22 protein-coding genes and 1 pseudogene are annotated in these 19864 nt (G+C 68.6%); 15 read left to right on the top strand and 8 right to left on the bottom strand.

The features are described 5' to 3' along the window. The first annotated feature begins 26 nt into the window (after window positions 1–26). The 3 genes from STRTUCAR8_RS00750 to STRTUCAR8_RS00740 all read left to right on the top strand — a co-directional run bounded on the left by STRTUCAR8_RS00750 (window position 27) and on the right by STRTUCAR8_RS00740 (window position 4216). Window positions 27–905, top strand: coding sequence for a GntR family transcriptional regulator (locus STRTUCAR8_RS00750; RefSeq protein WP_006373468.1), 879 nt, complete (start codon window positions 27–29; stop codon window positions 903–905). Beyond that, a complete protein-coding gene (locus STRTUCAR8_RS00745; RefSeq protein WP_006373464.1) occupies window positions 905–3340 on the top strand; it encodes a dolichyl-phosphate beta-glucosyltransferase in 2436 nt (811 codons plus the stop codon). Before STRTUCAR8_RS00750 ends, STRTUCAR8_RS00745 begins: the two co-directional genes overlap by 1 nt. Before the next feature lie 225 nt (window positions 3341–3565). After that, window positions 3566–4216 (top strand): hypothetical protein, encoded by a 651-nt coding sequence (locus tag STRTUCAR8_RS00740; RefSeq protein ID WP_006373454.1) that lies wholly within the window; start codon window positions 3566–3568, stop codon window positions 4214–4216. Window positions 4217–4240: 24 nt separating this feature from the next. On the opposite strand, the gene STRTUCAR8_RS00735 is transcribed toward STRTUCAR8_RS00740, so the two are convergent. Further along, a complete protein-coding gene (locus tag STRTUCAR8_RS00735) occupies window positions 4241–4531 on the bottom strand; it encodes a hypothetical protein (protein WP_006373438.1) in 291 nt (96 codons plus the stop codon). Window positions 4532–4753: 222 nt separating this feature from the next. On the opposite strand from STRTUCAR8_RS00735, the gene STRTUCAR8_RS00730 reads away from it, so the two are divergent. Continuing rightward, a complete protein-coding gene (locus STRTUCAR8_RS00730) occupies window positions 4754–5542 on the top strand; it encodes a pectate lyase (RefSeq protein ID WP_052350842.1) in 789 nt (262 codons plus the stop codon). Window positions 5543–5624: 82 nt separating this feature from the next. Next, entirely contained in the window at window positions 5625–6449 is an 825-nt protein-coding gene (locus tag STRTUCAR8_RS00725) for a GH12 family glycosyl hydrolase domain-containing protein (protein ID WP_006373421.1), read from the top strand. A 66-nt stretch (window positions 6450–6515) separates the two neighbouring features. Here the strand turns inward: STRTUCAR8_RS00725 and STRTUCAR8_RS00720 are convergent, their stop codons facing one another. From STRTUCAR8_RS00720 to STRTUCAR8_RS00705, 4 genes are all read right to left on the bottom strand, one after another. Next, window positions 6516–6959 carry a PIN domain-containing protein gene (locus STRTUCAR8_RS00720; protein WP_006373448.1) on the bottom strand — a complete coding sequence of 148 codons (444 nt, stop codon included), beginning with the start codon at window positions 6957–6959 and terminating at the stop codon, window positions 6516–6518. After that, window positions 6956–7222, bottom strand: a complete 267-nt coding sequence (locus tag STRTUCAR8_RS00715; RefSeq protein WP_234372480.1) for a cupin domain-containing protein — start codon at window positions 7220–7222, stop codon at window positions 6956–6958. The genes STRTUCAR8_RS00720 and STRTUCAR8_RS00715 overlap by 4 nt, the downstream gene beginning before the upstream one ends. A 113-nt stretch (window positions 7223–7335) precedes the next feature. Next, complete coding sequence (locus tag STRTUCAR8_RS00710) at window positions 7336–8244, bottom strand: hypothetical protein (RefSeq protein WP_006373420.1); 909 nt, start codon at window positions 8242–8244, stop codon at window positions 7336–7338. Between the two features lie 159 nt (window positions 8245–8403). Next, the gene (locus tag STRTUCAR8_RS00705) at window positions 8404–8856 is read right to left on the bottom strand and encodes a hypothetical protein (RefSeq protein ID WP_006373447.1); all 453 of its coding nucleotides are present in this window, start codon (window positions 8854–8856) and stop codon (window positions 8404–8406) included. A 123-nt stretch (window positions 8857–8979) separates the two neighbouring features. Between STRTUCAR8_RS00705 and STRTUCAR8_RS00700 the strand changes: the two are divergent. Together STRTUCAR8_RS00700 and STRTUCAR8_RS00695 are read left to right on the top strand one after the other, a co-directional pair. Continuing rightward, a pseudogene (locus tag STRTUCAR8_RS00700) lies at window positions 8980–9820 on the top strand (helix-turn-helix domain-containing protein). Beyond that, on the top strand, window positions 9817–10071 hold the full coding sequence (locus STRTUCAR8_RS00695; protein WP_006373450.1) for a DUF397 domain-containing protein: 255 nt from the start codon (window positions 9817–9819) through the stop codon (window positions 10069–10071). Before STRTUCAR8_RS00700 ends, STRTUCAR8_RS00695 begins: the two are co-directional and overlap by 4 nt. A gap of 63 nt (window positions 10072–10134) precedes the next feature. Here the strand turns inward: STRTUCAR8_RS00695 and STRTUCAR8_RS00690 are convergent, their stop codons facing one another. Then, window positions 10135–10641, bottom strand: a complete 507-nt coding sequence (locus STRTUCAR8_RS00690; protein ID WP_006373430.1) for a hypothetical protein — start codon at window positions 10639–10641, stop codon at window positions 10135–10137. 296 nt (window positions 10642–10937) lie between these two features. On the opposite strand from STRTUCAR8_RS00690, the gene STRTUCAR8_RS53775 reads away from it, so the two are divergent. The 3 genes from STRTUCAR8_RS53775 to STRTUCAR8_RS00675 all read left to right on the top strand — a co-directional run bounded on the left by STRTUCAR8_RS53775 (window position 10938) and on the right by STRTUCAR8_RS00675 (window position 12804). Beyond that, on the top strand, window positions 10938–11162 hold the full coding sequence (locus STRTUCAR8_RS53775) for a hypothetical protein (protein WP_044471406.1): 225 nt from the start codon (window positions 10938–10940) through the stop codon (window positions 11160–11162). Between the two features lie 153 nt (window positions 11163–11315). Next, the gene (locus tag STRTUCAR8_RS48110; RefSeq protein WP_143666444.1) at window positions 11316–11672 is read left to right on the top strand and encodes a hypothetical protein; all 357 of its coding nucleotides are present in this window, start codon (window positions 11316–11318) and stop codon (window positions 11670–11672) included. Between the two features lie 541 nt (window positions 11673–12213). Beyond that, window positions 12214–12804 carry a peptidase inhibitor family I36 protein gene (locus tag STRTUCAR8_RS00675; RefSeq protein WP_006373460.1) on the top strand — a complete coding sequence of 197 codons (591 nt, stop codon included), beginning with the start codon at window positions 12214–12216 and terminating at the stop codon, window positions 12802–12804. Window positions 12805–13043: 239 nt separating this feature from the next. Here STRTUCAR8_RS00675 and STRTUCAR8_RS48105 read toward each other — a convergent pair whose 3' ends face one another. Then, window positions 13044–13514, bottom strand: coding sequence for a hypothetical protein (locus STRTUCAR8_RS48105; protein WP_006373437.1), 471 nt, complete (start codon window positions 13512–13514; stop codon window positions 13044–13046). A gap of 561 nt (window positions 13515–14075) precedes the next feature. On the opposite strand from STRTUCAR8_RS48105, the gene STRTUCAR8_RS00665 reads away from it, so the two are divergent. Then, on the top strand, window positions 14076–14870 hold the full coding sequence (locus STRTUCAR8_RS00665) for a hypothetical protein (RefSeq protein WP_006373459.1): 795 nt from the start codon (window positions 14076–14078) through the stop codon (window positions 14868–14870). Then, a complete protein-coding gene (locus STRTUCAR8_RS00660) occupies window positions 14863–15324 on the top strand; it encodes a GntR family transcriptional regulator (protein ID WP_044471404.1) in 462 nt (153 codons plus the stop codon). Before STRTUCAR8_RS00665 ends, STRTUCAR8_RS00660 begins: the two co-directional genes overlap by 8 nt. A 221-nt stretch (window positions 15325–15545) precedes the next feature. Here the strand turns inward: STRTUCAR8_RS00660 and STRTUCAR8_RS55035 are convergent, their stop codons facing one another. Then, window positions 15546–15668, bottom strand: coding sequence for a hypothetical protein (locus STRTUCAR8_RS55035; RefSeq protein ID WP_006373433.1), 123 nt, complete (start codon window positions 15666–15668; stop codon window positions 15546–15548). Window positions 15669–15935: 267 nt separating this feature from the next. Here STRTUCAR8_RS55035 and STRTUCAR8_RS00655 point away from each other — a divergent pair, with 267 nt between their 5' ends. From STRTUCAR8_RS00655 to STRTUCAR8_RS00645, 3 genes are all read left to right on the top strand, one after another. Then, window positions 15936–16577: an RNA polymerase sigma factor gene (locus tag STRTUCAR8_RS00655; protein ID WP_006373458.1), complete on the top strand. Its 642-nt coding sequence runs from the start codon at window positions 15936–15938 to the stop codon at window positions 16575–16577. Beyond that, window positions 16574–17509 carry a CU044_5270 family protein gene (locus STRTUCAR8_RS00650; RefSeq protein ID WP_006373467.1) on the top strand — a complete coding sequence of 312 codons (936 nt, stop codon included), beginning with the start codon at window positions 16574–16576 and terminating at the stop codon, window positions 17507–17509. Before STRTUCAR8_RS00655 ends, STRTUCAR8_RS00650 begins: the two co-directional genes overlap by 4 nt. Before the next feature lie 806 nt (window positions 17510–18315). Next, window positions 18316–19740: a non-reducing end alpha-L-arabinofuranosidase family hydrolase gene (locus tag STRTUCAR8_RS00645; protein ID WP_006373425.1), complete on the top strand. Its 1425-nt coding sequence runs from the start codon at window positions 18316–18318 to the stop codon at window positions 19738–19740. The last annotated feature ends 124 nt before the right edge of the window (window positions 19741–19864 follow it).

Here is a 19864-nt window from a genome sequence, read left to right as displayed (position 1 = left end):
ACGCGTGAAGGGGGAGGGCCCCGACCATGCCCGCCAGCAGCGGCAACGGTGCCGTGACCCGCAGCACCCTGCGGCAGCAGATCGCGGACGCGCTCCGCGACGAGGTGCTGGCCGGCCGTCTCCAGCCGGGTCAGGAGTTCACGGTCAAGGAGATCGCCGAGCAGTACGGCGTCTCCGCGACGCCCGTCCGCGAGGCCCTGGTCGATCTGTCGGCCCAGGGCCTGCTGGAGGCGGACCAGCACCGCGGCTTCCGCGTGCACGAGTACTCGCTCGCCGACTTCCGGGGCATGATCGAGGCCCGCGGCCTGGTCACCGACGGTATGTTCCACGGCCTGGCGAAGGGTCTGGCGACCGGCGCCGCAGGCGGTGCCCCAGGCGCTCGGGTGGGGGGCTTCGCCAGTGACAGCCCGGGTCCGCGCGGCTTCTTCGTCCGCGTCGGCGACCCCCGTGCCGCCGCCGCGCTCGCGGGTGTCCGCCGCCGGGGCGAGGAGGCGCGGCGCGCCGCCGCAGCCGGTGAGCTGAACATCCTCATCGGCTACGACCTGCGTTTCTGGCGCGAGCTCGGCGCCCTGTTCGGCAACCCGTACCTCACCGACTTCCTGCACCGGATGCGCGTCCAGACCTGGGTGTGCGCCGTGCAGCACCTGCGCCGGCTGAGCGGTCTGCGCGGTCACCTGTGGTCCGACTACACCGACGTCGTCGACGCGCTGACCCGCCGCGAACTCGCCGAGGCGCACCGGGTGGTCGACGCGTACGACCTGCACTCCCTCGCCCTCATCGAAGGCCTGGCCAACGACCGGCCCGATTTCGCCGTCCTCCCCTCCGACGGAGGCGAGGACGAGGACATGAAGAACATGAAGGACGACGGCGTCACCGCGCCCGCCGGCAACGGGGGCACCCTCTGATGAGTGCTCCGCCCCGTACCACCGGCACCCTCGACCTGACCGTCGTCGTCCCCGCGTACAACGAGGAAGCCCGGCTCGGCCCCACCCTCGACGCGATCACCGGGCACCTCCAGGAGAACGAGGCCCGCTGGGGCTCCTGGGAGGTGGTGGTCGTCGACGACGGTTCCACCGACGGCACCCGCGACCTCGTCAGCGCCCTCACCGACCCGCGCGTCCAGCTCGTCACCAGTCCCCGCAACCGGGGCAAGGGCCACGCCCTGCGCCTCGGTGTCGCCGCCTCGCGCGGCGCCCGCGTCCTGGTGACCGACGCCGATCTGGCGGCTCCGATAGAGGAGCTGGCGGTCCTGGACGAGGCGCTCACCGAGGGGCACGCGGCTGCCATCGGCTCCCGTTCCGTCCCCGGCGCGACGATCGAGCACCACCAGCACCGGGTGCGGGAACTCCTCGGCAGGGCCGGCAACCTCCTGATACGCAGGGTCGCCGTCCCCGGCATACGGGACACCCAGTGCGGCTTCAAGCTGTTCGACGGCGACCGTGCCCGTACGGCGTTCGCCGCGTCCCGGCTCAACGGCTGGGGCATCGACGTCGAGGTCCTCCAGCACTTCCGCCGCGCGGACTGGCCGGTCGCGGAGATACCGGTCCGCTGGGCCCACCAGTCCGGCTCGAAGGTACGCCCGCTGGACTACGCCCGCGTCCTCGCCGAACTGACGGCCCTCAAGGCGCGCGCGCTGCGCCCGGCCGACCTCCTCGCGGTCACCCTCTTCCTCCTCATGGCGGTCGCCCTGTACGCGGGCCGCTGGCTCGACCCGGCCCACCGCTACCTCCCCGACTCCCTCCAGGACCAGAACCAGTGGGAGTGGTTCTTCGCGGTCACCGCCGACAACGTCAGGCATCTCGGCAACCCCCTCTTCACCGACCTCCAGGGCTTCCCCGACGGCGTGAACCTCATGGCCAACACGGTCATGCTCGGCCTCTCCGTCCCCTTCACCCCGGTCACGCTCCTCGCCGGCCCGGCGGTCTCCCTCGCCCTGGTGATGACGCTGGGCCTCGCCGCGACGGCGACGGCCTGGTACTGGCTGATCAGGAAGAGGGTCGTACGGCAACGGGGAGCGGCCTTCGCCGGCGCGGCCCTGGCGACCTTCGCGCCCCCGATGGTCAGCCACGCCAACGCGCACCCGAACTTCGTCATCCTCTTCATGATGCCGCTGATCATCGACCGCGCCCTGCGCCTGTGCGAGGGCGAGCGGGTCACCCGTAACGGCGTGATCCTGGGCCTGATGGCGGCGTACCAGATCTTCCTCGGCGAGGAACCGCTGCTCCTGGCGGCGATGGGGATGGTGCTGTTCGCGCTCGCCTACGCGGTCCTGCGCCGGGACCTGGCGAAGGCCGCCTGGCGTCCGCTGCTGCGCGGCCTGCTGATCGGCGCCGCGGTGTGCCTGCCGATCGTCGCCTTCCCCCTCTACTGGCAGTTCGCCGGGCCGCAGAGCTACAAGAGCGTCCTGCACGGCGACAACGCCGGCAACAGCCCGCTCGCGCTGCTCTCCTTCGCCGAGCGTTCCCTCATGGCGGGCGACGCGGACAGGGCGAACGCCCTCTCCCTCAACCCCACCGAGCAGAACGCGTTCTACGGCTGGCCGCTGGTCCTGCTGGCCTTCGCGATCGTCGTACGGATGTGGGAGCGCACGGCGGTGAAGGCGCTCGCCTTCACGGCGGTCGCCGCCGCCTTCCTGTCGCTGGGCCCGGAGTTCCGGATCCCGCTGACCGACGTCGTGCTGCCGGGGCCGTGGGCGCTGCTCGCGAAGAAGCCGCTGTTCGAGTCGGTGATCGAGGGCCGGGTCGCGATGATCTGCGCGCCCGCGCTGGGCATGCTCGTGGCCCTCGCGGTGGAGCGGCTGGCGGCCACGCGCCGACTGCCCGCCCAGTACTTCGGCACGCTGGCCGTCCTCCTCGCCGTGCTGCCGATCGTCCCGGCCCCGCTGAAGACGGTGGAACGCACGGACGTGCCCGCCTTCATCGCGGACGGCACGTGGAAGGCGTACGTCGGCAAGGGCGAGTCACTCGTGCCGGTCCCGCTGCCCGATCCCGGCAACGCCGAGGCGCTGCACTGGCAGACGGTGGCCGACCTCGGCTTCAAGCTGCCGGGCGGGTACTTCAACGGGCCCTACGGCGACGAGCGCGTCGGCATCTACGGCGCCGCGCCCCGCTTCACCTCCAACATGCTGCGGGACGTGCGCTACACGGGCGTCGCGCCGACGATCGGCCCCAACTGGCGCGCGCAGGCCAAGAAGGACTTCGCGTTCTGGAAGGCGGGCGTGCTGGTACTGGTCCCGCAGACCAACGACGGGCTGCTGCGGGAGACGCTGGAGCAGTTGACGGGCAAGCAGGGTAAGTGGACGGGCGGGGTGTGGGTATGGGACCTGCACGACGGGTCGTGAGTCCTGTCGTTCCCGTCCGACGTCCTGTCTCCGACCGGTCCGACCTGTCCGACCGCCCCCACCCTGCCCGGCCCTGTCCCGCCCCCGTCCGCCCTACCTGACCTGTTCCTGCTGGTATCTGGCCCGTCGTACGGGGGTCCTACCCGCCGGTGACCCATTACGCTTCCCTGACTGCTCTGCCCGCGGTGCCTGACCACCGCCTGCGACGATGCGAGGAGTTCTCCTTTGGCCTGTGACCTGTGGCTGGTCCCACTCGTCGACGTGCTGTGTCACACCCCCGACAATCCCTTCGCCGAGGAACTCGCCCTCTACGACAAGGTGCTGGGCGAGGCAGGACTGCCCCCGGTGCCGGTGTACGCGTACATGCCGGGCCTGTCCGGCGACGTGGCCCCGATCGCGGGCTTCGACTACGACGCGCTGCACTTCCTGCGCCGCGCCTACCTCCTCCAGGTGTGCGGGCTGCCGGTGACGCCGGTGGGCGAACTGGGCGGTGACTACGAGCAGTTGCTGGAGATGTTCGAGGCGACCGCCCAGCAGTCGCACCTGGTCTGGCACTACGACCACGCGGGCGCGTACGTCCCGGTGGACTTCCCGCATCCGCTCTCCAGCGATGAACTCCTCGCCGGAGGCGGCCCGTTGGGCTCGTCCCAGAGTCTGCTGAGGGAGCTGGAGTTCGTGGCGCCCTCGATCGGCATCGACCCGGCGAACCCCCCGGTGGCCCCGGCCCCGCCGCTGACGCCCACGTCACTGGAGGAACCGGCGGCACCTCCCCCGTTCGACTCGAGCCCGTTCGCCCGGGAACGGCATGTGTGGCTGGGCCTGAACGCGGCGGCGACTCGGAGCCTGGCCCAGGGGTCGATGATCGTCTTCAGCTGAGCGGGCTTGCGACCTGCGACCCGCTCAACGAATCTGCGACAGACCCTTCTGCAGGTCGTCGGTGTTCATGACGGGGGTGAACGAGACCCTGGCGCCCAGCTGGCTGAAGAACGGCTCCGCGATGACCGGGATCTGGGACGAGTCCTCCAGGTCGATGAACAGCCAGCAGGTCCGGCACCCGTCCTCGGGGCCGAAGTACGCCGCCTCCGGCTTGAGGTGGTCCAGGGTCTCCTTCAGCATCTTCGGCATCTCGCCGCTGTGTATGCCCTCGTTGCCCTTGTCCGTGTCGAACTGCGCCTTGAACAGAACGCGCATGGCACTCACCTTCTGACTTCTGCTTCCGACTTCCGGTCGACGCGCGCGGGTACACGCCAGTACCAAATCAGGATATGCCCGACACGCACGCTTGGCCTTACACACATTCGGCCCACTCGGAATGCGCGCTAAGTGATCATCCGAACACGATGCGTCCATGAATCAACACATAGGCACCCCGGTGCCCCTGACCGCTTTCGCGGTGGGTCCGGTGACGACGTCATGAACGCGAACCGCATCCGTACGTTCCTCGGCGCCGGCCTCACTCTGGCGGTGGCCCTGACGCTCACCGCGGGCCCCTCCCCCGCCGCCGCCGCCGCGAGCTGGCCGACGGCGAAGCGCACCCAGAAGGTGACCGCCACCATCAAGGTCCCGGCCGGCACCAAGGACTACGACTTCACCCGCTTCGTCGGCAGTGGCGCCCTCGGCGGCGGCGACCAGGTCGAGGGCCAGGCACCGATCCTCGAACTCGCCGACGGAGCCACGGTCTCCAACGTGATCATCGGAGCCCCGGCCGCCGACGGCATCCACTGCCGGGGCACCTGCACGCTGAAGAACGTCTGGTGGGAGGACGTCGGCGAGGACGCCGCCACCTTCAAGGGCACGCGCGCCAACCAGACGATGACGATCGACGGCGGCGGTGCGCGCAAGGCGGCCGACAAGGTGTTCCAGCACAACGGCCCCGGCACGTTCGTCATCAAGAACTTCCAGGTGGAGAACTTCGGCAAGCTGTACCGCTCCTGCGGCGTCTGCAAGACCCAGTACCAGCGTCATGTCGTCGTCGACAACGTCTCGGTGAAGGCACCCGGTCTGGACGTGGTCGGCATCAACGCGACCCCCTACGGCGACACGGCCAAGCTGACCCGCATCACCGTCCTCGGCGACGCGGCGCGCAAGATCGTGATCTGCCAGAAGTTCCGCGGGACGACCTCCGGAGAGCCCGCGAAGACGGGCTCGGGCCCGGACGGCAGGAACTGCGTCTACCGCGCGTCCGACGTCACGTACAAGTAGCCCGCCGAGCAGGCCAGTCAACAGCCAACAGGTACCAGGCATCAGGTGCCAGGCATCAGGTATCAGGCAAGGGAGAGACTTCGTGATCACCATCAAGCGCCTACGCAGCCTGCCGCTGCTCGTCGGCCTTGCGAGCGCCGCCGTGACGGCACCGCTGCTGCTCGCCCCGAACGCCTCCGCCGAGGCCCCTTCGAGGGGAGCGGACGGCATCTGCACCGCCTTCAACACGGTGAAGATTTCGCCGTACTACCTCAACAACAACGTGTGGGGCGCCAAGGGCGCGACGGGCCAGGAGTGCACCTGGCTCAACTCGTACAAGAGCGGCAAGGCCAACTGGGAGACGTCGTTCGACTGGAAGGGCGGCGACCCGCACGGCGTGAAGGCGTACGCGAGCATCGTCCTGGGCTGGCACTGGGGCTGGAAGGACACGACGACCAAGCTCCCGGTCCGGCTCAACAGCGGCCGCAAGGTGACGTCTTCGTGGAACTTCAACATCACCCAGACGACGCCGACGGTCATGAACGTCTCGTACGACCTCTGGTTCCACCAGAAGTCCAACCCGGACTGGCAGGACCAGCCGCACGACGAAATGATGGTCTGGCTCAACCGCCAGAACGGCGCGGGCCCGCTCGGCACGAAGCGCGAGACGCTGACCGTCGGCGGTACGAAGTGGGACCTCTACGTCGGCAAGATCGTCAACGGTTCCGTCAGCTGGAACGTCTTCTCGTTCGTCCGTACGGCCAACACGAACTCGGCGACGACCGACCTGACGGGCCTGACGAACGAACTGGTCAAGCGCAAGCTGATGGCCAACACCAACTACCTGACAAGCGTTGAGGCAGGCACCGAAGTCTTCAGCGGCAAGGGCAAGTTGAGCACGTCGTCGTACTCGGTGAACGTGGGCTGACGCCCACTCCCCGTCAACGACCCAGGGCCCGCGTCCCGTTCGGGGCGCGGGCCCCAGGCGTGAGTTCTACTCGACGACGCGGATGGTACGGATTCCCGTGCCCCGGTACCGGGTGGGCACCCGGGTCAGGACGGGCCGACCGCGAGGCCATTCCACGGTGGGCAGGGCGAGGTGCAGCACATGCGCACCACTCCAGTCCGCCTCCCCCTTGTCGCCTTCGGCGTCGGCACCGCCCGCGACGCGCATGCGCTTGCCCACGGCGGTCGCCGCCGCGAAGTCGAGCCCTTCGATGGTGACTGACGGCAGCGCGCCCACGTGCTCGGCGACCCCCGCCCGTTCGAACTCGGCGGCGGCCAGGCTGAGTGCCGGGACGTAGACCTTCAGCGCCGGGTCCTTCTCGGCCTCGACGACCAGCCGGGAGGCCATGCTGTTGCCCGCGCCGAGCGCGAGCGCGGCGGTGTCGTCGAAGATGACGGCACGCGGCAGCGGGTAGGACTTCTCCTCGCTCACTGGACCTCCCCGATGCGCCCGGATTCGAGGTCGGCCCACAGCTTCTCGCCGGCCTTCTCGTCCTCCTCAGTGTAGGGCCTGCCGAGGAAGTGCTCCTCTACGTACGCCCTGGTCTCCTCGTACCGCTTGCGCAGCTCCTCCTTGGTGGGAGTGGCTCCTGCCAGCCCCGCCACGAGGTCCCGCATGCTGATCCCGCGCTCCCGCGCCAGCTCCTGAAGACGGTCCCGGACGGCGGGGTCGACCTTGATCGTGGTGTCAGCCATGAGCAAAGTATACCGACGGTATACCGTCTCTGGGCGTTCGAGTGTGACGGTCATGGATACTCCGTTTCTTGCGAAGGGCCTGGCACACGAACGCACGCCAGGAGTCTGTGGGCCTACGCGGGCGCGGGCCGCCCCTGCATCAGGGCGCGGGCCAACGCGCCACCACGTCGTGCGGCCTCGCGATATCCGCCGGAGGCACCTGGCTTGCGGATCTCAACCGTCGTGACGGGCCGGGCTGTTGGCACCCCAGCCGTGACCGACCCGGCCGACTCGACCGACTCGACGCCAGCAGCAACAACAGGGGCGGCAGCGGCAGCAGCCGGGCACTTGCGGCGCAGCCGGTCCTCGACGAGGGCTCGGGGCGAGTACAGCGGCGAGGGCAACCCCTGCGTCAGCGCGGCACGCACCTCCGTACTGCTCGCCCCCGCCGCCCACCACTCCTCGACGAGCGGCGCGAGCCGCAACGCGTCGGCGGCACCGAGGACGAGCCGCGACTCGGTACGCCCGAGCGAGCCGAGCAACCGCGCGGCGAGCGCGGTGCGTTCGCCAAGCGGAGCCTCGGGCTCACCCGGCGGCGCCTCGGGCGCGGCCTCGGCCGACGACGGGGAGGGAGGTTCTTCTTCCCTGGTCTTTTCTACCGAAGGGAGACCGCCCGAAGCCCCGGATCGCGACTCACCGGAGGCCCGATTCCGAACTTCTTCGGATTCACCCGCAGGCGGCTCGTCCTCGTACGGAGTGTCGAATACCTCGTACACGGTGGAGAATTGCCCGGACTCCTCGTCCTTGCGCACCACGCGCCGCAGATACCGGGATTTCTCCAGCTCATGCAGGGCGGCGGCGATCCGGGCCCGCCCTTCCTTGCGCTGCTCGGCAAGGGTTCGGATGGTGGCGCGGGCGCCGTTCGGCAGGCTGAGGAGGTACGTCAGTACGCCTACCGCGCACCAGGAAAGACTCCGGTCGCGGAGAAGGGCGTTCGAGAAGACTGAGAAGGCACGCGTGGGCGTCGTACGATGAATGCGCACCGGGAGCTCCAGTTTTTTAGTGCCTGAAGCTGGCGCTCCAGTGCCGAGCCCCCGGGTGTTGGCGCACCGCGGGGGTATTTCTGTTGCCGTGACTCTAAGGGCACGCAGAGCGACGAAAGCAAGCTGAACGGGCTTTTCCCGGGCGGAAGTTCGCGTTCTTCACTCTTCGGGGTGAAGTGCCGCCTTCAAAAGCAACGCGTGTACGAAGTGATCTCGCCCTGTCGGCCGATAACGCCAAGTCAGCGGCCAGGTCCGGCCATTGAGCGCCGGTACGGGAATGAAGGCGATTCGGCCCGGACCGGAAGCGAGACGGGTGACGCCGGGCGGCCAGACTCGATGCGAGGTCGCCCCGACGGGCACGAGGAAGTAGACGGCACGATTCCCGTTCGCCTCTTCCACGACCGGCCCGGGCGCCCCGCCGGTCATCCGGGCCAGCCGGTCCGCCGCCGCTCTGCCCTCGTCACCGTCCACCCGCACCGCGTCGAACTGGACGCCTGCCTTGCGGAGTTGGATGCCGGTGGAGGGGACCCAGTCCGGGATCTCGGCAGCAGCAGAGACCTCAGGGGCGGGTGGGGGCTCGTCGAGGTTTACCTCGTCACTTTCCGTATTCATGGGGACAGTTTCCGCAGACGGGTCTAGCTTTTCCATAACTCTGCGTCGATGTTGGATAACTGTCGGAATTCGGCGTGGGTCGGTGGTGACCAGTTGAGTTCGGTTGAGTTCGGGAGTGACCGGATGGCGAGTTCGGACAACAAGGCGGAAGCAGGCGGCACGGCACACATGGTCGCCGCCCTGGCGAAGGCCCTGCGCGAGCAAATGGGGCTTACGCAGGAGGAGTTGGGCAAGCTGATCGGCTACACGGCATCGGCGATCAGCGCGATGGAGACGTGCGCGCAGCCCGCGAGCGACAAGATGCTCGTCAAGCTGGAGGAGGTGTTGGGGGGGGGGCGGGCTGGGCGTCTTCGAGAAGGCGCGGAGGTGGATGCTGCTGGAGAAGTATCCGGCTCGGTTCAGGGGAGTTGCGGGGCTGGAGCGGGGCGCGGTCACCGTCTCCTCGTACGCGACCTTCGTCATCGACGGGATCTTCCAGACGGAGGCGTACGCCCAGGCACTCATCCGGGGCGGCTATCCGGCGGTCTCCGACCAGAAACGCGAAGAGCTCGTCGAAGCTCGGCTCGCCCGCCGGGCACTCTTCGACCGAGCCCCTTCCCCGTTGATCGAGTTGATCCTCGAAGAGACGGTGCTGCGGCGGCCGTTCGGCAACTGGGACATCATGCGCGGGCAGTTGCACTCGCTCGCCGAGGACGCGCAGAGGGACAATGTGTGTCTGCAAGTACTGCCGTTGGATCGCGGGCTACGCGGATCCCACGCCGGGGACCGCGGCCCGATGAAACTCCTCGTCACCGAGGACCACGACCATGTCGTCTTCATGGAGATCGAGGACCAAGGCATCCTGGTCAGCGATCCGCCCGAGGTGGCCCAACTCGCACACCGTTATGCGAAGATCCGATCACAGGCCCTGAGTCCCGACGACTCACTCAGCCTCATCGAACGGTTGGCAGGAGAGGAACCATGAGCGACGCAAGCGCACTGCGGTGGTTCAAGTCCAGCTACAGCGACAGCGGCGGCGGCGACTGTGTCGAAGTCGCCTACGCCTGGCGTAAGTCGACGTACAGCGACAGCGGCGGCGGCAACTGCGTAGAGGTCGCCCCCTGCCCCCACACCCCCACCGCCGCCATCCACGTCCGCGACTCCAAGAACCCCGGCGGCCCGAACCTCACTGTCACCGGCGAAGCCTGGGGCGCGTTTCTCGCCCGTACCGTCTGAAGAACGTGAGGGGGTGGCCCGAGGCGCGGTGCCCGGGGCCACCGATTCTTGCGGCCTGGCGGCCTACAGGTAGTACCAGTCCACGGCCACGTCCTGGCCGCCGATGCCGGTCGAGATGATGGAGACGGTGATGACGGGGTTGCCCTTGCTCTTCCCGTTGACGTACCAGCACTTGATGAACTGGAAGCCGCGCTTGGACGGGCAACCCTGGTCCGAGCGGTAGGCGACCTTTCGGCCGTTGATGGTCAGGTGGTCGGCGGCGAGGAGATGCACGCCGTCCCAGTACGAGTCGGATCCCGCGCCGTCGCAGGCGGTGAGCTTGCCCCCGGTTGAGTCGTCGCCCGTGGAGCCCGTGGCCTGCTGAGTGCCGTTGTACCAGTGGGTCGAGGCGCAGTTCGCCAGCCGCCTCACCTTCGTCTGGGCCCAGCTGAAGTCGCCGCTGTAACCCGGCGTGGCCGCCAGGGCTGTTCCAGCGGTGATGCCGAGTGCGAGCGCCACGGCGGTCAGCACCATGCCGACGCGGGCCGCGATCCGTGCTCCACGTGAACGCTCGGGAGTCGTAAGCGTCATTGTCCTGTCTTTCGTCCGTGGGGGAAGAACTGATGACTGAACGGGAGAATGACTCGCTCGTCGATCGCCGGCGTGACGTGATCATGGCTCTGCCGTAACGAACTCTCTTTTCTCCGGGCGGCCTTGCTGTGAGGCTTCTTTGCCGGTGCCTTTACCGACCCGTCGACCGGCTGACCAGCCGACCGACCGGCGGGCAACCCCCCCGTGCCTGGCCCGCTGTCCCGCCGTTTAGCCTGCTCCGCAGGAGTTCGATTCCTCCCCGGCATGAGCGCCGGGGATTTCCTCGGAGGTACCCGATGAACAACATACGGTGCACTCAATGCGGTGCCGTGGGGCTGGAACCGGGCTTCGTCGAGGACTCCGGACAAGGCTCTCGCGGGTTCGCGCGGTGGATCGAAGGCGCCCTCCAGCGAGGCCCGCTGGGCAACGCGAAGAGAATGGGGCGCCCTCACTGGCAGATCGACGCCTACCGTTGCCCCGTCTGCGCACACCTGGAACTGTTCGCCGCTCAGCGCGACTAGGGCCTGTCCGGCGGAACTTGTGACCGTCTCGGTCTTGGTAGCCCTCCCCGGGGCCGGAAAAACCACGAGAGCTCGACAGTCGTCCGGGAGAGCCGCGATCCGCTGGTTGGTGACGTCTTGTCCCGTGTCGCCCTCAGCGGCACCATGGTGGGCATGACCACGCCGGAAGTGCCGCCCCCGGGCCTCAGTTGGGTGAAGGCCGACAGGGCCGCCGCTCTCTGGACGGTCAGACGGAAGTATGTGCCGAAGGTGGCCTCCGCCCACGGGGTGGGGACCAGGGAGCAGCAGAGTTACGGAACCCTGGGCGCGACCACGTACACGGTGTACTCCTACGCGGAGGTCCAGCGGGTGGTGGCGGCACTCGAGTCCGGCGAGGTGGTCCTCGACCCGTTCTGGCGGTCGGACACCGAGGAGGGAGCCAGGGGCGCCCGGCGCGACGCGCTGACCACCTGCGGCTGCGTGGTGCTGATGATCGCGGTGGTCATCGCCATCGCCCTGCTGTCGAGCTGAGCCCGGACGCAGGGCGTCCTCCATGGGTCGTCGCCGCGACGGTGCCGATCAACGGGCCTTCACCGGTCACACTCCCGGTCGGGACGACTCCCAACGGGGTGAGTGAGCCGCCGTCCGCTATCCGCTGACCGTGTCGACCCTGTCCGTCCGGCTGCCCTTCGACGGACACACCCCGGGCATCACGCGCCGGCTCTGGCCACTGCCCTGGGGGCGCACCAGCCGCATCCCGCTGCGCGAAGCGGGCTCCGGCGCGGACGAGGGCGACGAGTTGAGCATTGCTCCTCCCTCCCTCTCTTCCTCTCCTCCTCTTGAACGCCGGCATCACAACCTGACAGGTGTCAGGACGCAGTCAACCGAGTACGTCGTAGGTTCCAGGTCGACAGAGTCGACACAGCTCCTCTCCAACCAGGCCTCTGTCTCGCGCATGTGAACCAGTGACCGCATCAAGCGGCACCGGATCCCGGAAAGCACAGGAGGACATAGTGCGCAAAGCCGTACTTGGCTTGTTCGTTGCGCTGACCGCGTCCAAAGGAGAGAACGCATGAATCCACTGCATTCGCGGAAGTCGTTGAGCGCGCGATGCGCCTCGCTCGCACTCGGCCTGGTAGCCGCATCCGTGCTCACGACGGCTCTCGCCTCGCCATCGGTCGCCGCGCCGACACAGACCACCTCGTCCGCGCGGACGGCGGACGCCAGGATGGAGCGGGAGATCGCGGGCCTGCTTCGGCACAACGAGGGCGCCGAGCGGGTGGCGAAGGACCGGGTGCGGCTGGAGCCGGGCGTGGAGATGACCGTCCTGCCGTCCACCCGCGCGGCCGCCGGTATGAGCGACTGCCGGGCCGGTTACGCCTGTGTGTGGCAACACGGCAACTACGGCGGCTACCGCCTGGACTTCTACAACTACGGCTCCTACGAACTCGCCGGCTACGCCCTGCCCAGCGGCGGTAGCTGGCGGGACCAGGTCAGCTCCTTCTTCAACAACCAGACCGGAGGGGCCTGGATGGTCGCCAAGGACTGGGTCAGCTCGGGCGGCAGCAGCCAACTGGAGTGGATCTTCGGTGGGCCTGGCGGGTATGCCGAGGCCCAGGTGAGCGCCAACGACCGAGCCGATGTGATCCAGTTGTATCCCTAGCCCAGACCTGAAGACGCGGCGCGGCACCGGCGCGGTGCCGCGCCGCTGCCCGTCGTCGCCTTGGTCACGCCACGCAACGCCACGGCAAGGCAAGGCCACGGGCTCTCGGTGCTGGGGGTGCCTCCGCAGAGCGGAAGGCTCGCACCCTGTCCAGAGTGCGAGCCCTGTGCCGTGGTTCGACTATCCGATCCGGGTGTGTGCGATCCGGGTGTGTGCGATCCGGGTCCGGCCGATCCGGGTCAGCAAGGACGCAGCGACCACACCGGAGCCCAGTCCGCCGTTCCGGAGCTGTACGCGGTCGAAGTCCACAGCTGGTTGCCGCTCTGCCCGTAGAACCGAGCAACCGTCCCAGGAGTCTGGTTGTTGATCCAGGGCCCGGTGCCGTACCAGTTGGAAACAGTCCACAGCTGGCACGTGTAGTAGTTGAACACCGTGCCCCGTACTTCCATGCACAGGTACTGGTAGCGGCAGGTCAGCTGTGCGCCGGGCACAGCCTTGGTCGCGGTGAAACCCTTGTAGTCCATGGTCGTCGCGTTGATCTGACGGCCCCTGGCCGCGACGTCCGCGCCCATCACCGAAGCGACGGTGCTGTTCACCTCCGCCAGTCCCCTGCCTTGCGCTGCGGCGGACGTGCTCGTCATCCCCAGCAGCGCGCCGAGCATCAGGATGCTCACGGAGATTGCCGCGCCTAGGCGTTTCATCGGGTTCATCTGGTCTGTACCTTCCCCTGCCGGCCTGCCCGCCGATGCGAGTCATGACTTGACCGCGTACAGCAGACCAGGGGCTCTGACCCGGCAGCCAGACGCGCCACTCGGGTATCGATTCGTATGACCCCGTATTGGCCAACTTCTCTGATGACATGGGTAGTTGGGCGCTGCCCAGCCGAGCACCGAACCGCCCATGGCGACGCGCCCTGAACGCACTGGCGCCCCACCCGACACTCCGGCCTCACCCCGCACCACACCACATCCGACCGAAAGCCCATCCCCCCTCCGGGAAGCGAGACGATCCACAAGAACCGTAAGAACCTCACGAACCACAAGAAACGGACGAGGCCTGTCCGGCCTGCTCCGCACCCCCGTTCTGCCGAAGGGACTACGCCGGGCGGCGTTCGAGGCCCTCGCCGGCATCCCCGGCGTCAAGATACTGATGGCAGACGGGCGGTAGCCGCCTCTCCACGCGTCATCTTGTATCGAGCATTTGACACAAGATCCCGGCCAGGGCATCTTGTACCCACCGCTTGATACAAGATGATCTGGGGGGATCTCCATATGCTCGACACCGTCCCGCTCCAGGCCCGGTTTCTCGACCACGCCGAGTACTACGCCCGGTGGTCCGGTCTGGCGATCGGGATCGTGGTCGCACAGCAGTTGGTCGAGATGGACAGCAGCGACATCGCGATGCCCCTCGTGTTCGCCATCACCGCCTTCGGTCTGTGCGCGGTGGGCGGTGTACTGCTCGGCGACGCTCTGACCCTGCGTCCCCAGGAAGCGGTTCGCACCGCGAGTCTCGCCCCGCGCCTGGTCCGGGACCAAGTACCGCCCCGTATGGCGCCGTTGCTTGTCCTGCAGGCGGTGTCCCTCGTCGCCCTGCTGGTGATCGGCGCGGTCACGGCCTCCGCCGACTTCGGCACCGCAGACAGAGCGGGGCGTGTCATCACGGTCACCTGCGAAGGGATACGCACCTCCCTCGGCCCTTGGCCCGGCCTCTACTACAGCGGCCCCATGTTCGCCGCCCTCGCGGTCGGAACCCCCGTGTGCGTATGGGCCCTGCGCCGAATCGCTCACGGTCAGGGCGACGACCAGCAGCGCCGCGACCGCGCCTGGGCGATCACCGGGGCCTGGGGGCTGCTGGTGTCGAGCCAGATGCTGCTCGTCACGGTGATGATCTTCGTCGCGCTCACCGAGGAGACCTGCACAGGTCCGCTGGGCGCCGCGACCATCATGGTGATCAGCCCGCTGAGCCTTCTCGGCCTGTTCACCTTCGGATGGTCGCTGGTCACCGTGGTGGCACCCCGGGCGGTCGACGACGAGGCGGTCGGCGAGGGGGACTTCGACGATGAGTGACCCCGCTGTGCGTGTCGACACCACCAGCCAGGTACCGCCGTACGAGCAGATCCGCGCCCAACTGGCCGCGCTGATCCGCACCGGCCGACTGGCAGCGGGCGAACGTCTGCCGACCGTGCGCCAGCTCGCCACCGACCTCGACCTGGCCCCCGGCACCGTGGCCCGCGCCTACCGCGAGCTGGAGGCCGCCGAGTTGATCCGCACCCGCCGGGGCGCGGGGACCCGGGTGGCGGCGCTCCCGTCCGGCCCACACACCCACGATGCCGACCAACTCACCACCCTGGCAAGGGACTTCACCTCTGCCGCCCGCGCCCTCGGCGCCGACACCGAGGACATCCTGACCGCCGTCCGCGACGCCCTGGACCCCGGCCCCACCTCCCCACCGGCCCCCGCCGCCGGCAGAACGGGCGGCCCCAAGACGGCCGGCGTCGGCGTAACTCGCCGTACGGCATAGGGCTGTAGAGGTACAGGGCAATCCTTGACACGAAGCCCGCGACACCCTCGGGCGATTCGGGCGATGCCGCCACCGAGCCACCGAGCCACCGCGAGAAGATCGGTGACAAGTCCCTCTCAGGCGCTCAACCGGCCTGCCCCGCCTGCTGTGTGACGGGCCGTCAACCGCCCGTGCGCCCGGTCCGAGGGGGACCTCGTTCGGGCTGCGGAACCCGAGGGCCCTCAACTGGTCCCCACGGCAGGGGACATCGCGACCACGGCAGCCGCGACGGGCCCGCCGTCCGACCTCTCGGCCACCAGTATCCGGCCTTCTTCGAGGGCGTAGTGGGCCGGCACCAGCCGCATGGCACTCCTCGTCTGCTCCCACGAGCCCGGCGTGATCGTGCGGCTCGGCCTGTGAGGTCCCTTTCCCCGGGCTCCAGCGGCGTGCGGATGAGCGCGCACAATTCGTGATGTTCTCGCGGCCGGGATCCCGGTGCGACCGAATTCGACAGGACCTGCGGCCGCTCGGGCCCGCGCGGTCACGACGTGGGGAACCGGATTCCGGCGAACGGCGAAGTACTGGTGAATGCACAGGACTTCAGCGCGATCGAACCGACGAAAGGAGCCCCGATGACCGTCGAGCCAGACGTCAGAGTGGGGCAGGAGAGTGACGCCTCGGTGGTCGAACGGTCGTGGCACGAGCCCGAGGTGTTCGCCGTGCTCTTCGACCGCCATGCCGACTCGGTGCACGGATACGCGGCGCGCCGGCTCGGTGCGGAGGCGGCCGAGGACGTGATGGCGGAGACCTTCACCACCGCGTTCCAGCAGCGCTTCCGGTACGACACGGGGCAGTCCGGCGCCCGTCCGTGGCTGTTCGGCATCGCGACCAACCTCATAAGCCGCCACAGGCGTGCCGAGGCCCGGCGTCTGAGAGCGCTCGGACGGCTGCCTCCGGACAGCACCGGCGGCGGCCGGGCCGAGGAGACGGTCGCGGACCAGGTGGCGGCGCGGGTCACCGCGCAGGCGGTAGGGCGTGAACTCGCCGGTGCGCTGGCCCGGTTGCCCGCCCGCCATCGGGACGTCCTCCTGCTGGTCGCCTGGGCCGACCTCGGCTACGAGGAGGTCGCGCGGGCCCTGAACGTGCCGGTGGGGACGGTCCGGTCGCGGCTTCACCGGGCCCGCAGAAAGGTTCGCGAGGCATTGGGCGGATCCGATCCAACCGCTCTCCAAGAGGAATCCGGGCAAGCAGACAATGGAGGTTTCCGGCGATGAACGAACTCAAGCTCCTCAGGGAATGGGACGCGGACGCGCCGCCCCTCACGGACGCCGCCCGTACCCGTGCCCGCTTCCGCCTGCACCAGGCGATGCGGGAGCCCGCCGCCCCCATGACCATCAGCCGCCGTCCACTGCTGCGGGTCGCGGTGGCCGCCGTAGCCGCCGGGACGGTCACCGCGACCGTGGTGGTCGCCCAGAACACGGGATCCTCCCCTCGCACCCAGCCGGTGAGCGCGGCCACCGTGCTGCGAGGGGCGGCGGCCGAGGAACGCAGGCTCGAAAAGCCGATCGCGCCGCGCGACGACCAGTTCATCTACTCCAAGGAGATCATCAAGGAGACCCCGGCCGGAGGCGGCCGCACCAGGACATACGTCGACGAGAGCTGGAGCTCGGTCGACGGCTCCAAGAAGTCGTACCTCAGCGAGCTGGGCGACGCCGACTGGGTCCCGCCGTTCAAGCCGGGGGAGAGCATTTGGCCGCCGAACAGGTGGTCGGAGCTGAAGCAACTGCCCACCGACCCTGCCAAGCTGCCGATCGCGCTGCGCGGCCTCCTCAGGAAGCCGGACCCCGACCGGCCTCTGAGGGCCGACGAGTGGCCGATGGTCCAGTTCGGCCTCTCCGGCCTGCTCCGCAAGCCCGTTCTGCCGAAGGGACTGCGCTCCGCGGCGTTCGAGGCACTCGCCACCGTCCCCGGCATCAGGCTGCTGCCGGGCCGGACGGACGCGGACGGACGCACGGGCCTCGGCATCCAGTACGTCGGCGGGCCCGGCACACCCTGGGCGGACCGTAAGCAGGTGCTGGTCTTCGACGCGAAGACGTATCAGTACCTCGGTATGCGCGACCAGCGCAGGGAGGGAGGGACGACGTACGAGCAGTGGTCCTACCTGGCCGTCCACGGTGTCGTGGACCGGGTGATGCAACGCCCCTGAGGGCGACCCGCTCCGCCGAGGGGAGTGCCTGCCCGGGTGGGCTCGGGGTCCGTGGCCCGGCGGACGCTCTCCTCGGAGGGGCTGGAGCCGGGCACATGACCGCCGCCGACGAGGACGTGAGCGAGCGGCGGCCTCCAGCCACGGTCATCACGGGACGGCCCTGAGGTGCGGTCCTGCGTGCGTGAACCGCCTCAACGACGAGCATCCGCGCACCTTGACGCTGCGATTCGCGTCCCTCCTCGCAGCCGACATCCAGGATCAGCTTGCCTGGATGGGCGAGCGTGAGCTCGAGACGGAGTCCGTCGTCGAAGAGCCGGAGCTCCTCTGCCGCGTCTCCGAAGGACTCGTGGAGCGCGGAGTCCTCGAACCCGGGGATCTGCCCGATCTTCAGGCCATCGGCCATCATCCGTCGCCTCGGCGAAATCGATTCCCCTCGCCGCGTCGGCTTCTGGGCCGACACCTTGGCCGCAGATCCGACGTGGGACGAAATAATGCGTCTCGCCCGCCAGTTGCTCCTCACGATGCTCGGCGAGTTCTCGACGCTCCCCGCACCGCCGGCTGCCCCTCACGCCAAAGACCGGTACAGCCACGGAACTTGAAGCTGCCTGGTTTCATCCTGCGAACGTTTCTCGCTGCGGATTTTGCGCGAAGTATTGACGTCATTCATGGGATGTCTAGCATTCTCCCGATCGGAACTTCGGCAACTGTTCGTTATATCGAACAGTGAGGGTCGCACCACACCGACATCCGGACAGCCTCTGACGGGGAAGACCGGACGCCGCTTGCTCAGGGATGACGAGGTCCTCATGCGCAGACGTAGTTTCACCCACAGACGTCCGTCGGCAGTGCTCGCCGCCGTGGTCGCGGCCCTGGCCGCGTTGGCGGCGCTGCTCGTCGCCGGCCCGGCTCAGGCGGCCACCACCAGCGACGTGCGCGGTGTTGATTCCGGCCGGTGTCTCGACGTGTCGGGCGTCAGCCAGACCGACGGCGCGAACGTGCAGATCTGGGACTGCCACGGCGGAACCAACCAGCAGTGGACGTTGACGGACAACAGCCGACTGACCGTGTACGGCAACAAGTGCCTGGATGCCCGGGGCGGCGGCACCACGGCCGGGACCCCGGTGCAGATCTGGACGTGTACCGGCACTGAGAACCAGCAGTGGCGGGTGAACCCCGACGGCACGATCGTCGGCGTGCGGTCCGGACTGTGCCTGGAGGCTTCGGGCTGGGGCAAGGCCAACGGCACCGAGGTGCGGCTCTGGTCCTGCACCGGCGGCGCCAACCAGAAGTGGACCGGCCTGTCCGGGGCGAGCAACGCGTGTGCACTTCCGTCGACCTACCGGTGGACCTCGTCGGCGCCGCTGGCGCAACCGGCGAACGGGCAGCTCGCGCTGAAGGACTTCGCCACCGTGAAGTACAACGGCAAGAACCTGGTCTACGCGACCACCTCCGACGGAACGAAGTGGGGCTCGACGGCGTTCAGTCCCTTCACGAACTGGTCGGACATGGGGGCGGCCACCCAGACCGCGATGAACGAGCCCGTGGCGGTGGCGCCCGAACTGTTCTACTTCGCGCCCAAGAACATCTGGGTGATGGTGGACCAGTGGGGTCAGTACCCGTTCTACTACCGCACGGCCAGCGACCCCACCGACCCCAACGGCTGGTCCGCCCGGCAGCCGCTGTTCACCGGCAGCCTCCCCGCCGGCGACGGCGGCGGCCCGATCGACCCGACCATGATCGCCGACGACCAGAACATCTACCTGTTCTTCGCCGGTGACAACGGCAAGATCTACCGGGCGAGCATGCCGATCGGGAACTTCCCCAGCAGCTTCGGCTCCTCGTACACGACGGTCATGAGCGACACAGCGAACCTTCTGTTCGAGGCGCCGGAGGTCTACAAGGTCCAGGGCCAGAACCAGTACCTCATGATGGTCGAGGCGCAGGGTTCGAACCGCTACTTCCGCTCGTTCACCGCCTCCAGCCTCAACGGTCCGTGGACCGTCCAGGCCGGCAGCGAGAGCAGCCCCTTCGCGGGCCAGGCCAACAGCGGTTCCAGCTGGGCCCAGGGCGTCAGCCACGGCGACCTGATCCGCGCCAACCCCGACCAGACCATGACCATCGACCCCTGCAACCTGCAGTTCCTCTACCAGGGCCTCCTCAAGGACGTACCGCCGAACACCGGCTACCTGAGCCTGCCGTACCGGCCGGGCCTGCTCACCCTGCAGCGCTGACCCGAGACGGCGGTTCAGGCCCACCGAAACGCCCCTTGCCCGCTGGGGGAGTTCCAGAGGTCGTCGCAACACGTGATCGCTGACGTCACTGACGTGTGGTGGCGAGCAGTTCGGACAAGACGCT

The sequence above is a fragment of the Streptomyces turgidiscabies Car8 genome (assembly GCF_000331005.1).
GTDB lineage: Bacteria > Actinomycetota > Actinomycetes > Streptomycetales > Streptomycetaceae > Streptomyces > Streptomyces turgidiscabies.
Note: the sequence above shows the minus strand (reverse complement) of the source record. Positions and strands in the feature narration are given on the sequence as shown.